Source organism: Ruegeria sp. F12 (genome assembly GCF_056533885.1).
This window is the reverse complement of the sequence record NZ_JBQFOV010000004.1, coordinates 188,665-203,259: the sequence shown is the minus strand read 5'-3', so window position 1 is coordinate 203,259 and position 14,595 is coordinate 188,665. Positions and strand designations below refer to the sequence as shown.

The window sequence follows — 14,595 nt, the reverse complement described above, 5'->3', positions numbered from 1 at the left end:
ACACAGAGAAGCGCCTCGCTGGACCTCGAGGCGCGATCTGATGCGCTATCGCAGGCCCAGTTTGGACAAAAGCCGGTTGCGTTTCATCAGCCACCATCCGGCCTCGACGGGCCATAGGGCATGGTTCCGGTCGGCCCCTAGTGCAGCGGCGCTGCGCAGGGGCCAGTTCGGGTCGTCCAGCAATTCGCGGGCCACGGCGATCATGTCGGCGTCGCCCTTTTGAATCACCGCGTCGCACACCTTGGGGTCCCACAGGAAACCGACTGCCATTGTCGGCATATCCGCCCAGGACCGGACTTGTGATGCAAACGGCACCTGAAAGCCTTGTTCGATGGTCATCCGCTGTGGGCGATCCTTGCCGCCGATCCCGCCCGAGCTGCAATCGATCATGTCCACCCCGGCAGCTTTGAGCGCCTTGGCGATGTCAACCGTGTCTTCGACGGTCAGGCCGCCGTCCACCCAGTCCGACGCCGATAACCGAAAAGCCAGAGGATAGTCCTCGGGCCAGTTTCGTCGGATTTCACGTGCGATCTCGACGGCAAAGCGCACCCGGTTCTGCGCACTTCCGCCCCAATGGTCCGCCCGCTGGTTGGTGATCGGAGACAGGAATTGATGCACCAGAAAACCATGGGCTGCATAGACCTCGATCATCTTGAACCCGGCCGCCTGTGACCGTCTGGCCGCTGCACCGAAGGCGGCGATGACGTCTTCGATATCGGCCTGGGTCATTTCGCGCGGGGTCGGCCAGCCCTCGGCATAGGGCAGGGCAGAGGGTGCCATTGCAGGCCAAGCCGCTTCCTTGCGCTGCGTGGCGTCTTCATCATTCAGCGGAGTTTCGCCGTGCCAGGGACGCCGCTCCGAGGCTTTGCGCCCCGCATGACTCAGCTGAATGCCCGGCACCGCGCCTTCGCGCGTGATGAAATCGGCGATGGGTTTCAGCGGGGCAATCTGGGCGTCTTCCCACAAACCCAGATCGCCGGGCGTGCGCCGCCCGTCACGGGTGACGGCGGTCGCTTCGGCATAGATCAGCCCCGCACCGCCCATGGCAAACCGGCCCAGATGCACCAGATGCCAATCATTGGCGCAGCCTTCATTCGCCCGATACTGGCTCATCGGTGAGACCGCGATACGGTTCTTGAACGACACAGATCGCAGGTCAAATGGACTGAACAATGAGGGCATTCTGGTCTCTCCGACTGTGATTTTCCGTCAACCTAGCGAAACCGAGCGGGCAACCCAAATAGATAATCTGTTAACGACGCCCGCGCCCAGTTTGACCGGCCCCGCCATCCTTGCGCATGGACAGGCCGATGCGTTTGCGTTTGACGTCCACTTCCACGACCGAGACTCTGACGATCTGACCGGTCTTTACGACCTCATGCGGATCTTTGACGAAGCGGTCGGCCAGTTGACTGATATGCACCAGCCCGTCCTGATGCACGCCGATATCCACAAATGCGCCGAAAGCCGCGACATTGGTGACGGTGCCCTCAAGCCGCATACCAGGTTTCAGGTCGGTGATCTCATTGACCCCTTCCGCGAAAGAGGCGGTCTTGAAACTGGGTCGCGGATCGCGGCCGGGCTTTTCAAGCTCGGTAAAGATGTCCATCACGGTGGGCAGGCCAAAGGCATCGTCGGCAAAACGCCGGGCTTGCAGCCCTTTCAGGGCGTCTTTCTGCCCCATGATTTGACGAATGTCGCGCCCGCAGGCGGCCACGATGCGGCGCGCCACGCCATAGGCCTCGGGGTGGACCGAAGAGGCGTCCAACGGCTCTGATCCGTCTCTAATCCGAAGGAATCCGGCGCATTGCTCGAAAGCGCGTGGGCCAAGGCGCGCGACGTTCAGCAGGTCTTCGCGGCGGTCAAACGCGCCGTTCACGTCCCGATGTGCCACGATCGCGTCGGCCAAACCCGGACCCAAACCCGATACGCGCGACAGCAAGGGGGCCGAGGCGGTGTTCAGATCGACACCGACCGCGTTCACCACATCCTCGATCACAGTATCCAGCGATTGCGACAGACGGTGCTGGTCGACATCGTGCTGGTATTGCCCGACGCCGATGGACTTGGGTTCGATCTTGACCAGTTCCGCCAGCGGGTCTTGCAAACGGCGCGCGATTGAGACCGCGCCGCGCAGGGACACGTCCAAATCGGGAAACTCGCGCGCGGCCAGTTCCGAGGCGGAATAGACAGACGCGCCCGCCTCTGAGACGATCACCTTGGTCGGGGCTTTCACCGCGCTTGGCAGCAGTTTCAGCGTATCAGCGACAAAGCTTTCAGTCTCGCGGCTGGCGGTGCCGTTGCCGATTGCAATCAGGTCAATGTCATGGGTCGAGATCAGCTTGAGAATGGCGGCTTGCGCACCGCGCAGATCGTTTTTGGGCTGGAACGGATACAGGGTGTCGGTGGCGACAAGCTTGCCGGTAGAATCGACCACCGCCGCTTTGACGCCGGTACGGATACCGGGATCGAGCCCCAGCGTCGCCTTGGCCCCGGCGGGGGCGGAAAACAGCAGATCTTTCAGGTTGCGGGCGAAGACCTGAATCGCCTCATCTTGGGCGCGGCTTCTGAGGTCGGCCATCAACTCGACCATCATCGACAGAGACAGTTTGACCCGCCATGTCCACCCCGCAACCTTGCGCAACCAAAGATCGCCGGGCGAATTGGTCCGCGTGCCCAGATGGGCGGCAACCATCGCCTCGGCCCGCGCTGCGCCGGTTTCGGGGTCGAGGGCAATATCGAGCGTCACGATCCCCTCTTTCGAGGCGCGCAGCATCGCCAGCGCCCGGTGCGAGGGTGTATCGGCCCAGCGTTCGCTGTGGTCGAAATAATCGCTGAACTTGGCCCCTTCGGTCTGCTTGCCGTCGATTACTTTTGCGGTCAGCAGGGCCTCGCGCTGCATGAAGCTGCGCAGCTCGCCCAATAGGGCGGCGTTTTCGGTCAAACGTTCGGTGATGATGTCGCGGGCACCGTTCAGGGCATCTTTGGTCGTGGGCACGGCGTCAGACACATATCCCCCGGCCAGCGCCGCGGGATCGGCAGAACGGTCGGCCAATATCGCCTCTGCCAGCGGCTCCAGCCCGTTTTCGCGCGCGATCATCGCCTTGGTGCGCCGCTTTGGTTTGTAGGGCAGGTAGATGTCTTCCAACTGCGCTTTGGTCTCGGCCCCGGCGATGGATTTGGCCAGGTCGTCGGTCAGTTTACCCTGATCACGGATCGAATTCAGGATCGTGTCACGGCGGGCATCAAGTTCGCGCAGATAGTCCAGTCGTTCAGACAGGGTGCGTAGCTGGCTGTCGTCCAACCCGCCGGTCGCCTCTTTCCGGTAGCGGGCGACAAAGGGGACCGTGGCCCCCTCGTCCAGCAGTTTGACCGCTGCGCCCACCTGATCGGGGCGGGCGTTGATCTCGGCGGCGATGGTGCGTGCGATGCGGTCCAAGGGGGTCTCCTGCAACTGGGTCGGAGGGTCTTCTTAGCCACAGGCACCGGCAAGGGAAAGAGGCCGAATTCTAATGGGCCAGAGCCAGCAGATCGTCGTGCAGCGTTTTCGAGATTTCCGCATAGCCCCGCGCCCTGTTGCGCGCCCGCGCGGCATAGCGACGTTGCGAGGGCAGGCGCGCGCCCTGACCCGTGATATCGGCAAACAGACGCTCGGCGCGGGCATCGTTTTCGTCCACGCGGCCGCCGCTGAACTGGGCGGGGTCGAAAGCCAGGATGATCTCGCCATGATAAGGTGCGCTGCTGGTGCCGTCGGCATAGGCCAAGCTTTCCAGACTGGTCAGATCGTCGATCAAGGGCCCAGCCAAAAGCTCGATCATGATCGACAACGCCGACCCCTTATAGCCGCCGAAGGTCAGCATCGCGCCTTCCATCGCAGCATGTGGGTCGGTTGTTGGGTTGCCGTCCTTGTCGAGCGCTACGCCGTCGGGCAGGGGTTTGCCTGCGCGGCGGTAAAGCTCGATCTCTCCCCGTGCAAAGGCGCTGGTGGCAAAGTCGAAAGTGAACGGATCCTGACCCTGACGCGGCCAGCTAAAGGCCAGCGGGTTGGTGCCCAATGACCCGCGTGTACCTCCGGCCGGGGCGACCCAGGAATGGCTGGGCACCATCGCCATCGCGGCCAGCCCGGCAGAGGACAATTGTTCAACCTCGGGCCAGAGGGCTGAGAAATGGAAACACCGGTTGATCGCCATGGCGGCGATGCCGTGCGTGCGCGTTTTCTCGATCAGGTGGGGCAGGGCCTCATGAAAGGCCAGCAGAGAGATCCCGCCGCGTGCATCGACACGGACAATGGCGTTGTCCGAGGGGGTGATGACAGGCGCCACATGGCCGTCAACCTTGCCCGCTTTCATCGTCTCTGCGCACATAAGCAAGCGAAACAGCCCGTGCGACTGACAATCGTCGATCTGGCAGGTGGTCAGCAAATCCGCGATGGCGTTGCAATGGTCCGGGCCATAGCCTGCGTTTTTCAGGATGGTCAGGCTGAGCCCGTGGATCTCATCCAAAGTCAATTTGACCGTGTCGCTCATGCCCCGCCTTCCTTTCCCATGGAGTCATGCACAGGAATAGCGCGGCGGGGCAGGCGAAGGAACAGCTTTCCGGCGTTAGCCTTCCGATTCCGATTGCAGATAGGCGATGACGTTGGTGATATCGTCGTCCTTCTTCAGGCCGGCGAACTGCATCTTGTTGCCGGGCAGGGTGCCTCTGGGATCGGCCAGAAACGCCGACAGGGTTTCCACATCCCATACGATGCCCGAATTCTTCACCGCGTCCGAGTATTTGAATCCATCAGAATGTGCCGCCGAGGCGCCAACAATCCCGTGCAGCGAGGGGCCTACGCCGTTTTTGCCTTCCTTGATCTGGTGGCAGGCTTTGCACTTGCGAAAGACCTTTTTGCCCGCCTTGATATCCCCATCAACTGCGGCAACAGCGGCGACCTCAACCGGAGCAGCGGTCCCGGCATCGGCTTTTTGCTCGTCCATGTTGAAAAACAGGCGTGCGGTGATGGGCACGGTCCGGGTGATGCCGGGAAGGCTGGCCAGCTCCATCAGCTTGTCGACCCCGGCATTTACGCCCGCGTCTTCGGTGCTGAGAAACACCATGTCGTTGGTCGAGACCATCACGGATTTCTCAGAAACCCGCAGGACGAACATTTCAGTATCAAACTCAACATCCGTGCCGATCAGCGACAGTGCCGCTTCGACATCAACGACTGCTGTTTGACCGACGGCCAGCGCCTTCACCTCGTCCATATCGATCTGGGCGGTCAAAGTCGCCGTACCTGCATTGCGAAAGACATGCTCGATCATGCGCTCGTTGCGGATGTCTATATTCGTCTCGACCGAGGACAGGTCGATCTCGATCTCGGCCTTGCCATCGGGGCTGACATGGCCCGACAGGTTGGTGAAGGAATTGACTTCGCCCACGGTGTCTTTCTTGATGGTGCCATAGGCCAGGTGCGAGCCTTCGGGCGACAAGGTCCAATGTTCAGCCAAGGCCGGGGTTGCAATAATTGCCGACGCAATCGTGACTGCTTTCAACATAAGTTTCATTTCATTCCTCCACAGGTTATGACATTCCTGACCTCGCGGGCCCGATCCGTGAATGTTAAACACACACAGGTCACTATTTATTCAATGGGTGGTGAAATTAGTTCCGAACAGGCCGTGCGCGGCGCGATACAGACGCATTCGAAACGCGTCTGGCGCTTTGGGCTTGCCTTGTCCGGAGCCTCTGATGTGGCGGATGACTTGCTGCAATCCACGTGCCTGCGTGCGTTGGAGCGTCACCATCAGGTGATTTCGCATGATCGATTGGACAGTTGGCTGATGACGATCTGCCGCTCGATCTGGTTGAATGAGGTGCGCTCGCGCTCGGTCCGCAAGGCGCAGGCGTTGTCGGTGACGCCCGAGGCGGAATTAATTTCACATGATTCCGATTCCGAAACGAATATTTTCGCGGCTGAGGTGTTTACCCAAGTGATGCAACTGCCAGAAGCGCAGCGCGAAACGGTAATGCTGGTCTTTGTCGAAGGCTACAGTTACCGCGAAGCGGCGGCGATGCTGGACGTTCCCATTGGTACGATTATGAGCCGGTTGTCCAACGCCCGGCAGAAACTTAAAACCGTGATGCAGCAGGATGCTGCAAGCGCCGTTCGACGGAGTGGCAAATGAAGTTTTCCGATGAGACGCTGACAGCGTATCTGGAAGGCAATGTGGATGAGGCCGAGGCAAACGCGATTGAAACCGCGGTTGCGGCCGACCCCGAGCTGGAAGCGCGCCTGATGGCGCTGGATCCGTTTGCACCGGTTGTGCAGGCGGTGTTTGAAAACGTGCCTGCCGAGGCACCGCAGGTCGATCTGCCTGAACCGCAGTCGGCTGTTCCTGTTCACCATTCCGGAAGCCCGTGGCGTTTGGTGGCTGTCGCCGCTTCGGTTGCGGTGCTGGCGGTGTCGGCAACCTTCTGGAGCACCCGGCCCGAGCCGCTGGGCTGGGCCGAACAGGCGGCGATCTACCAGTCGCTATATGTGCCCGATACGATTGCTTCGCTGGACAATTCGGCTCAGGTGCTGGACGCGCAGTTCGAATTGGCCGAGGCCGAGCTGGGACGGTCGCTGAACCGCGACACGCTGGAAGCCCTGCCGGGGATGGAGCTAAAGCGCGCGCAGGTTTTGTCGTTCAACGGAAAGCCGTTGATTCAGGTCGTGTTCGCAGATGAACAGGGGCAGCCCTTTGCCTTCTGCATCATACGTCAGGGCGAAGGCGCCCCCAGCAAGGCCGTGAAGCTTGCCGAGTTGAGCGGTCTGGCAACCGCGACATGGTCCGAAGGAGGCTATGGCTATATGCTGATTGGCAGTAGCCCTCAGACCCCACTGAAGGGACAGTTGGACATTCTGACCACAGGTTTCGCCAGCTAGGTCCGCAGCCACAGAAACACCTTGTGAACCGGTGGAAATACCCGAAATATGTCGGGTATGACCACGAACCCTGCCATGCCTGATCCCGATGAGGATGACGAAACGCTGGGCCCCGGCAGTATCTATGATGTCGACCCGCCCGAGGATGACGATCTGTGGTTTCTGCCCCCCGACGAAGAGCCCGAAGAGGATTTTATCCTGCCCGGCCCAAAGGCCGATCGCAGGCTGTTGTTCGATCCTCGGGATTGGCGGGCGGCGCAAGCCGAGCTGTCCCTAGAATTGGCAGATCTGGCGGCCACATTCGGTGCCTTGGATGAAAGGCTACGGGCTGGTCCCAAAGGCTGGACGCATCGTCTGGCATTGATGGACGTGTCTGATCTGGGTTGGTGGACTGGTGACCGGATCGGTGTGGATCGCTTGGCGCTGTGGACCGGGTTGCGGATCGGCGCGACCGGTGATGACGTACAGGCCTTGTTTCGGTCCGGCTGGGCCGTGCGGCGTCTGACATCGGGTGCTGGACCGTCCGAGGGTGGATGGGCCACCGGGGTGACAGCCTTTCTTGACCGGATGGCGCAGGGGATCGACGAAGTGCCCGAGGCCATTGCCGACCTGGCCGAGGTGATGGGGCATGCAGACGGGCTGCACCCGGTCACGCAAGCCGCGATTGCTTTTCATGCGTGGCGTGCGGTTTCACCCGGCGTCGGGCACGACACCGAAGCAGCCATCATCGCAGCACGCCATGCGGCCACGATGGGTCGGGGCGGCGCGCTTTTCATGCCATTGGCCCTGTCAGGCCCCGGCGCTTTGCGTGGCATGGGTGATACCGGGGAAAAGTTGGGCGCGTGGTATCGGGGTCTTGGGCAGGCCGCCTTGGCCGCATTGTTGCATCTGGACCGTGTCAGCGCCTGGGATAACCGTGCCCGCGCCGCGACCGACGACCTGAGCGGACGAACCCCACCCAAACTGATTGAAGCGCTGACAGCCTGGCCCATGGTGTCTGCCCCGTTGGCCGAAGAGTTGACGGGTGCCTCGCGCGCGGCGGTTCAGCGCAATATCGACAGGTTTTCGGATCGCGGCTTGATCCGTGAAGTGACCGGGCAGGGGCGTTACCGCGTCTGGACTGCCGCGCTGTGATCCATGATCCACTCCCGAAACCGCCGTGCCGCAGGGCGCAGAGTTCGGCGGGACGGATAGATCAAGTGATAAGCTTCTTGCCCCGGTACCTCGATCCCGTCGAGGCATGGAACCAAGCCTGACAGAGCTACAATACGGTCTGACGCAGGCGCTCGGGCAAGCGCAATGCCCGCGCCTGCCGCCGAAAGCTCGGCCGCGATAAGTGAGTTGTCGGCAAAGAAATACCGCGCCTGACCCGCGGGCAGGCGTAGCGTTTCGAACAGATGTGGCCAGCTTGCCCGGTGGGTCGAGACCTCGATCAGGGTGAAGTTGAACAAATCCTGCGGCGTGTCGATCTGCGCAGCCAATTCGGGCGGAGCCACGGGATACAGCCTTTCACGCACCAGTTCATCGCTTTCCGTGCCAAAGAGGTTTGGATTGCCAAACACGATCTGAAGATCGGTGAAACGATTGCTGAAATCAGCGTCCAGATTGCCGGTCGACAGCGACAGGTTGATATGGGGATTTTGCGTGTGAAAATTGGGCAGATCCCCGGCCAAAACCCCATGAGCGAACAGAAGAACCGACTGCACGTAAAGCCGCTGTTCGCGTGTTTCACCGAACAATCCGGTCGTTGCGGTTTCCAGCATCAGCAGTGATTGCTGCACCGATGGCAGATAGGCGCGTCCGGTCTCGGTCAGGGTGACGGAATGCGCATGGCGGTGAAACAGAGGGGTGCCCAATTGCGTCTCGAGAGCCTTGACCTGTTGGCTGACGGCGGCGGCGGACATGTTTAATTGGGCTGCCGCGCGCGCAAAGCTTTCGGTTCGCGCGGCGGCCTCGAACACGCGTAGCCAATTCAGGGATGGAATACGGCCTGCCATGGCAGTTAGACTAAGCTGAACTTAGCCTGACGGGCAAGAACCTGTGCTCTGCCATTAATGACGCATCAACTAGGCTGCAATCACATGCAGTAAGGAGGAGCGCGCATGTCTGACCCTGTCTCAATGGCTCAAACCGCCCTGACGCCCGAACAATCCGCTCAGTATTGGGAGGATGGGTATTTGTTTCCCCTGACCGTTTTCACGGGCACGGAAACGACCGCCCTGCGGGCCGAGTTCGAACAGATTGAGCGGGAATGGCTGGATGCCGATCTGCCTTTGCCGTTGAACACCTATAAGCGGGTCAATTCGCATCTTGTAATGCCTTTGGCCGCCCGCGTTGCCATGGACCCCCGTATTCTGGATCTGGTCGAGGGCGTTTTGGGCCCCGATATCATGATCTGGTCAGCCGAATTTTTCGTCAAGGAACCGCGGACGGCGCACACAGTCGGTATGCATCAGGACCTGACCTATTGGGGTATGGGCGAGACGCCGGATCAGGTTACGGCCTGGATCGCGCTGTCGCCTGCGACGCCTGAAAGCGGCTGCATGGATTTTGTGCAGGGCAGCCATAAGAACCCGATCCTGCCGCATAACGACACCTATTCTGACACGAACCTTCTGTCACGCGGGCAAGAGATCGCCGTGGAAGTGCTGGAGGAGGACAAAACCCGGATAGAGCTGTCGCCGGGGCAAATGTCGCTGCATCACGGTTTAACGATCCACGGGTCAGGACCGAACAGCTCGGACGACCGGCGCATCGGGTTGGCGATCCGGTATCTGAACCCCAATGCCAAACAATTGGTGGCCGAAAAGGACTATGCCATGCTGGCGCGTGGGCGCGACGGGCAGAGCAATTTTGTTCCCGTTCCTCCGCCCAACAGTTTGTTTTCAGCAGAATCGCTGGCTCTGTACGACCAGGTGCGGCGCGACCAGAGCAAGGCTTTGGCCGAGGGCGCGCAGGCGGATGTGCCGCTGTACGGTTAGCGACCGACCCCGGAATAGCTCTCGAACCCGGCCTTCAGGGCCATGTCGCGGGAATAGATGTTGCGCAGGTCGACCATTCTGGCCGAGGTCATCGAGGCCGCCATATCGCCGAGGTTCAGGGCGCGGAACTCGTTCCACTCGGTCAGCAGCACGACCGCATCCGCATCCTTTGCGGCGGCATAAGGATCGTCGAACCAGTCGACACCGGGCAGCAGGGCCTCGCCTTCGGCGCGGCCTTGCGGATCGACGACGCGGACACGGGCACCGCCCCCGATCAGGGCGGGCACGATGGTCAATGAGGGCGCGTCGCGCATGTCGTCGGTGTTGGGTTTGAAGGTCACGCCCAGCACCGCGATGGTCTTGCCATTGAAACTGTCGTCGCAGGCATCCCGGATCTTGTCGATCATCCGGTTTTTTACACCGTCATTGACCCGAATGACCGTCTCGGTGATTTGCATCGGATAGGCGTGATCCTGTCCAATCCGCGCCAGCGCGTTGGTATCCTTTGGAAAGCATGATCCGCCATAACCGGGGCCAGCATGCAGAAATTTATTGCCGATCCGGCCATCCAGACCGATGCCGCGTGCCACTTCCTTGACATCACCGCCCACACGTTCGCACAGGCCCGCGATTTCGTTGATAAAGGTGATCTTGGTCGCCAGAAACGCATTGGCCGCGTATTTGATCATCTCGGCGCTTTCCAGATCGGTTGTCAGGATCGGAAAATCGCGCAAGTAGAGTGGGCGGTAGATATCGGCCATCACCCCGGCGGCCCGGTCGTTTTCGACACCGACAACCACCCGGTCGGGCCGCATGAAATCATCAATGGCGGCCCCTTCGCGCAGGAATTCCGGGTTCGAGGCGACATCGAATTCGGCCTGCGGGTTGGCGGCGGCGACCACCTGTTGAACTTGACGGTTGGTGCCCACGGGAACAGTGGATTTCGTGACAATCACGGTATACCCGGTCAGCGCATTGGCGATCTCTTCGGCGGCGGCCATCACATAGGTCAGGTCTGCATGCCCGTCGCCGCGCCGGGTCGGGGTGCCCACCGCAATGAACACAGCGTCCGCCCCATCTACGGCAGCGGCGAGGTCGGTGGTGAAACTCAACCGTCCCGAGGCGACGTTCTTGGCCATCAGCACGTCCAGACCGGGCTCATAGATCGGAACTTCGCCCGTCTGAAGCATCTCGATCTTGCCTTCGGCCTTGTCTACGCAAATGACGTCATGGCCAAAATCCGAAAAACAGACCCCCGACACGAGCCCCACGTACCCTGTGCCGATCATTGCAATACGCATGTATCAATATCCTTCTTCGGAAACCGCCTTGTGGCGCATTCATTCAGGAAAGTTTCGCCGGTTTCAATGCCCAGCCGTGACCTTGGGTTGCATTCCGGGGTATCTTGCTGTTTCTGAGTCTGCGATCAAGCAGATAGAATGTGTGGAATGGACCGATGACAAAAACAGCATTAATTACCGGCATCACTGGGCAGGATGGCTCTTACTTGGCCGAGTTTTTGCTGGAAAAAGGATATGAGGTGCATGGTATCAAGCGCCGTGCCTCGTCATTTAACACGCAGCGGATCGACCATATCTATCAGGACCCGCACGTGCCGAATCCACGCCTTCATCTGCACTATGGCGATCTGAGCGACACGTCGAACCTGACCCGGATCATCCAGCAGGTGCAACCGGATGAGGTTTATAACCTGGGAGCGCAATCCCACGTGGCGGTCAGCTTTGAGTCGCCGGAATACACTGCCGATGTGGACGCCATCGGAACCCTGCGCCTGTTGGAAGCGATCCGCTTTCTGGGGCTGGAGGAGAAAACCCGGTTCTATCAGGCCTCGACTTCGGAGCTTTACGGTCTGGTTCAGGAAATTCCGCAGCGTGAGACAACGCCGTTCCATCCGCGCTCACCCTATGCGGTGGCCAAGCTTTATTCTTATTGGATTACGGTGAACTACCGCGAAGCCTATGGCATGTATGCCTGCAACGGAATCCTCTTCAATCACGAAAGCCCACGCCGGGGCGAGACGTTTGTCACCCGCAAGATCACGCGGGGGTTGGCCAATATCGCGCAGGGTCTGGAAGAGTGTCTGTATATGGGCAATATCGACAGCCTGCGGGATTGGGGTCACGCCAAGGACTATGTGCGTATGCAGTGGCTGATGTTGCAGCAGGACACGCCAGAGGATTTCGTGATCGCAACCGGGGTGCAGTATTCGGTGCGTCAGTTCATCGAATGGTCAGCGGCCGAACTGGGCGTGACGCTGGCGTTTTCGGGCGACGGCGTGGATGAGATTGCCACTGTGGTCTCGGTCGAAGGCGCGGATGCGCCTGCATTGAAGGCCGGGGAAGTTGTGATGCGGATCGACCCGCAATATTTCCGCCCGGCTGAAGTGGAAACTCTGTTGGGCGATCCGTCAAATGCCAAAAACAAACTGGGGTGGGAACCCGAGTTGACCGTTCAGGAAATGTGCGCCGAAATGGTGCGTGAGGATTTGAAGACCGCCAAACGCCATGCCTTGTTGAAAGAGCACGGGTATGACTTGCCGGTCAGTCTGGAAAATGGCTGAGGAGCGGGGCATGCGAAAGATCTATGTTGCCGGACATCGCGGCATGGTCGGTGGCGCGATCCTGCGTCGGTTGCAAGGCCGTAAAAAAGCAGGTGAAGCGCTTGAGCTCATCACCCGCACCCATGCCGAGCTTGATCTGACCGATCAGGCGGCAGTTCGCGACTTCATGCAATCCGAACGCCCCGATGTGGTGGTGCTGGCCGCCGCCAAGGTTGGGGGCATTCATGCCAACAACACCTATCCAGCGGATTTCATTTACGAAAACCTGATGATCGAGTGCAATGTGATCCATCAGGCTTTTGCTGCAGGGGTTCAGACCCTATTGCAACTGGGCAGTTCCTGCATCTACCCGCGCGCGGTTCCGCAACCCATGCGCGAAGATGCCCTGCTGACTGGCGTGCTAGAGCCGACAAATGAACCCTATGCGGTCGCCAAGATCGCCGGGATCAAACTGTGCGAAAGCTACAACCGGCAGCATGGGGTCGATTACCGCTCGGTCATGCCGACGAACCTTTATGGGCCGGGTGACAATTTCCACCCTGAAAACAGCCACGTACTGCCCGCCCTGATCCGCCGCTTTCACGAAGCCAAGCGCGACGGGCTGGACGAGGTGGTGATCTGGGGCACTGGCAAGCCCCGGCGCGAATTCCTGCATGTTGACGATATGGCCGAGGCCTCGTTGTTTGTGCTCGACCTGCCGCGCGAAATTTACGAGGCCAATACCCAGCCGATGCTGAGCCATATCAATGTGGGCTGTGGTGAAGATATCTCGATCGCGGAACTTGCCGCACTGGTGGCGCGGACCGTGGGGTATGACGGGCGGATTTCACAGGATAGCAGCAAGCCGGACGGGACGATGCGCAAGTTGATGGATGTCTCGCGACTGGCCGACATGGGATGGCGCGCGCGGGTCGGGCTGGATGACGGTATTCGCGAAACCTATGCGTGGTTTCTGGATCAGTCTCAGACGCAAATCCGCGCAAAGTAACCGCCCGACAGATTGCCGGGCGGCCTTAGGATCAAAACCAGCGACCGATGGCGACAGCGCCGGGGGCGACCATGGCTGCGCCTGAGGTGAACGATTGCACCTTATAGCTGACCTGCGTCGTGCTTGGGGTGCCCCACGCAGCAAAGCGGTTTGTGTCGCCGCCATCACCTGACAACGCGGGAACAGAACCCGCCGCAAAGGGCATCGGGAAGGTCCAGGTGGCTTCGGCGCTGGTGAACCCCCCGCCTGTCGCCGTGGTGCAATCCGTCGGGTTTAGCCGGGCTGTGCAAATTTGGGTGCCATCTGCAAAACGGACATAGTCGCCATTCACGTTTGAACCCCGTTCGATCACTGCGCCAGTTGGAGTGCCTGCGTTTTCTTGCACCGAGCCCAAAAGGTTGCCGGGACCATAACCATAATCTGCCCGCATCAACCGGCCGGTTGTGGTGTCACTGGCGTTTTGCTGGATCGCGGTACCGGATGCAGTGCCGGTTGCGGGGTCCAAAGCCAACGCGTCGCTCCAGTTGCTGCCATCCGGGGATACTTTGATCGTAAACCCAGTGGTTCCGGTCAAACCCATCTCGGCATGACCTGTCCATTCCGACTGGAACAGCAGCGACGCGGTCTCGCCCGCCGCTGCCTTGTTGATCTTCAACTGATGACCCGCGCCATCATGGCTTAGCAACGTAGCATTTGCCCGCACCGCCAGCTTGTTGGTGTCATCATACGATGTTCCAATGCCCACACCTTCTAGATTCTGCGTGCCCGCCGGGGGCGCGATCCAATTCGACCCGTCCCACAACTTGAGGACACTCGCACCCTGATCCCAGGCGCGCCATCCCAAGCTCGGGTCAAAAAACACCCAGCCATTGTCCAGCCATGCAGCCAGCTTCCCGCCTTGTCCCGCCCAATCGCCGGTGGGCGCGGCACCCAAAGCGTGGATGTCACCTTGCGCGGGCGTCGCGGGCGGGGTAACAGCATCGGTTGCGATAAGGCTGAGTTGCACGACCAGATCCAGATGGCGCAGAGCTTCGTTGTGGGTGACATGCTTTTGCGCCTGCGATGGCTGGATAAATGGCAGGTTCAAACGGGGTGAGTTCTGTGACATTGGGCGCGCCCTCCTGTGGTTGTC

13 protein-coding genes are annotated in these 14,595 nt (G+C 60.3%); 6 read left to right on the top strand and 7 right to left on the bottom strand.

The window, feature by feature from the left end; all coding sequences use genetic code 11:
- Positions 1-45: 45 nt before the first annotated feature.
- From ACR0CA_RS07625 to ACR0CA_RS07610, 4 genes are all read right to left on the bottom strand, one after another.
- Positions 46-1,182, bottom strand: coding sequence for an NADH:flavin oxidoreductase/NADH oxidase (locus ACR0CA_RS07625; protein ID WP_480898085.1), 1,137 nt, complete (start codon positions 1,180-1,182; stop codon positions 46-48).
- Positions 1,183-1,252: 70 nt separating this feature from the next.
- Positions 1,253-3,439, bottom strand: coding sequence for a Tex family protein (locus ACR0CA_RS07620; protein WP_480898083.1), 2,187 nt, complete (start codon positions 3,437-3,439; stop codon positions 1,253-1,255).
- Between the two features lie 70 nt (positions 3,440-3,509).
- Positions 3,510-4,526: an Ldh family oxidoreductase gene (locus tag ACR0CA_RS07615; protein ID WP_480898080.1), complete on the bottom strand. Its 1,017-nt coding sequence runs from the start codon at positions 4,524-4,526 to the stop codon at positions 3,510-3,512.
- 75 nt (positions 4,527-4,601) lie between these two features.
- On the bottom strand, positions 4,602-5,549 hold the full coding sequence (locus ACR0CA_RS07610) for a c-type cytochrome (RefSeq protein ID WP_480898077.1): 948 nt from the start codon (positions 5,547-5,549) through the stop codon (positions 4,602-4,604).
- A gap of 84 nt (positions 5,550-5,633) precedes the next feature.
- On the opposite strand from ACR0CA_RS07610, the gene ACR0CA_RS07605 reads away from it, so the two are divergent.
- Genes ACR0CA_RS07605 through ACR0CA_RS07595 form a run of 3 tightly spaced genes read left to right on the top strand, consistent with a single transcriptional unit; the run spans position 5,634 to position 8,047 of the window.
- Positions 5,634-6,170 (top strand): RNA polymerase sigma factor, encoded by a 537-nt coding sequence (locus ACR0CA_RS07605; RefSeq protein WP_480898074.1) that lies wholly within the window; start codon positions 5,634-5,636, stop codon positions 6,168-6,170.
- Positions 6,167-6,913 carry an anti-sigma factor gene (locus tag ACR0CA_RS07600; RefSeq protein WP_480859170.1) on the top strand — a complete coding sequence of 249 codons (747 nt, stop codon included), beginning with the start codon at positions 6,167-6,169 and terminating at the stop codon, positions 6,911-6,913. The genes ACR0CA_RS07605 and ACR0CA_RS07600 overlap by 4 nt, the downstream gene beginning before the upstream one ends.
- Positions 6,914-6,970: 57 nt before the next feature.
- Positions 6,971-8,047: a helix-turn-helix domain-containing protein gene (locus ACR0CA_RS07595; protein WP_480898071.1), complete on the top strand. Its 1,077-nt coding sequence runs from the start codon at positions 6,971-6,973 to the stop codon at positions 8,045-8,047.
- Here the strand turns inward: ACR0CA_RS07595 and ACR0CA_RS07590 are convergent.
- Positions 8,020-8,910 (bottom strand): LysR family transcriptional regulator, encoded by an 891-nt coding sequence (locus ACR0CA_RS07590; RefSeq protein WP_480898068.1) that lies wholly within the window; start codon positions 8,908-8,910, stop codon positions 8,020-8,022. The genes ACR0CA_RS07595 and ACR0CA_RS07590 overlap by 28 nt on opposite strands.
- A gap of 105 nt (positions 8,911-9,015) precedes the next feature.
- Here ACR0CA_RS07590 and ACR0CA_RS07585 point away from each other — a divergent pair, with 105 nt between their 5' ends.
- A complete protein-coding gene (locus ACR0CA_RS07585) occupies positions 9,016-9,894 on the top strand; it encodes a phytanoyl-CoA dioxygenase family protein (RefSeq protein WP_480898066.1) in 879 nt (292 codons plus the stop codon).
- On the opposite strand, the gene ACR0CA_RS07580 is transcribed toward ACR0CA_RS07585, so the two are convergent.
- Positions 9,891-11,195, bottom strand: a complete 1,305-nt coding sequence (locus ACR0CA_RS07580; RefSeq protein ID WP_170789928.1) for a UDP-glucose dehydrogenase family protein — start codon at positions 11,193-11,195, stop codon at positions 9,891-9,893. The genes ACR0CA_RS07585 and ACR0CA_RS07580 overlap by 4 nt on opposite strands.
- Before the next feature lie 155 nt (positions 11,196-11,350).
- On the opposite strand from ACR0CA_RS07580, the gene gmd reads away from it, so the two are divergent.
- Together gmd and fcl are read left to right on the top strand one after the other, a co-directional pair.
- Positions 11,351-12,475 carry a GDP-mannose 4,6-dehydratase gene (gmd, locus tag ACR0CA_RS07575; protein ID WP_480898064.1) on the top strand — a complete coding sequence of 375 codons (1,125 nt, stop codon included), beginning with the start codon at positions 11,351-11,353 and terminating at the stop codon, positions 12,473-12,475.
- 10 nt (positions 12,476-12,485) lie between these two features.
- Complete coding sequence (fcl, locus tag ACR0CA_RS07570) at positions 12,486-13,463, top strand: GDP-L-fucose synthase (protein ID WP_480898061.1); 978 nt, start codon at positions 12,486-12,488, stop codon at positions 13,461-13,463.
- Between the two features lie 31 nt (positions 13,464-13,494).
- Here fcl and ACR0CA_RS07565 read toward each other — a convergent pair whose 3' ends face one another.
- A complete protein-coding gene (locus tag ACR0CA_RS07565; RefSeq protein WP_480898058.1) occupies positions 13,495-14,571 on the bottom strand; it encodes a DUF2793 domain-containing protein in 1,077 nt (358 codons plus the stop codon).
- Between the last annotated feature and the right edge of the window lie 24 nt (positions 14,572-14,595).

Bases quoted from the DNA above. Each gene is read 5' to 3' on its own strand.
- ACR0CA_RS07615 (WP_480898080.1), bottom strand. From the start codon at position 4,526: ATGAGCGACACGGTCAAATTGACTTTGGATGAGATCCACGGGCTCAGC.
- ACR0CA_RS07610 (WP_480898077.1), bottom strand. From the start codon at position 5,549: ATGAAACTTATGTTGAAAGCAGTCACGATTGCGTCGGCAATTATTGCA.
- ACR0CA_RS07595 (WP_480898071.1), top strand. From the start codon at position 6,971: ATGACCACGAACCCTGCCATGCCTGATCCCGATGAGGATGACGAAACG.
- ACR0CA_RS07590 (WP_480898068.1), bottom strand. From the start codon at position 8,910: ATGGCAGGCCGTATTCCATCCCTGAATTGGCTACGCGTGTTCGAGGCC.
- ACR0CA_RS07585 (WP_480898066.1), top strand. From the start codon at position 9,016: ATGTCTGACCCTGTCTCAATGGCTCAAACCGCCCTGACGCCCGAACAA.
- ACR0CA_RS07625 (WP_480898085.1), bottom strand. From the start codon at position 1,182: ATGCCCTCATTGTTCAGTCCATTTGACCTGCGATCTGTGTCGTTCAAG.
- ACR0CA_RS07565 (WP_480898058.1), bottom strand. From the start codon at position 14,571: ATGTCACAGAACTCACCCCGTTTGAACCTGCCATTTATCCAGCCATCG.
- ACR0CA_RS07580 (WP_170789928.1), bottom strand. From the start codon at position 11,195: ATGCGTATTGCAATGATCGGCACAGGGTACGTGGGGCTCGTGTCGGGG.
- gmd (WP_480898064.1), top strand. From the start codon at position 11,351: ATGACAAAAACAGCATTAATTACCGGCATCACTGGGCAGGATGGCTCT.
- ACR0CA_RS07600 (WP_480859170.1), top strand. From the start codon at position 6,167: ATGAAGTTTTCCGATGAGACGCTGACAGCGTATCTGGAAGGCAATGTG.
- fcl (WP_480898061.1), top strand. From the start codon at position 12,486: ATGCGAAAGATCTATGTTGCCGGACATCGCGGCATGGTCGGTGGCGCG.
- ACR0CA_RS07605 (WP_480898074.1), top strand. From the start codon at position 5,634: ATGGGTGGTGAAATTAGTTCCGAACAGGCCGTGCGCGGCGCGATACAG.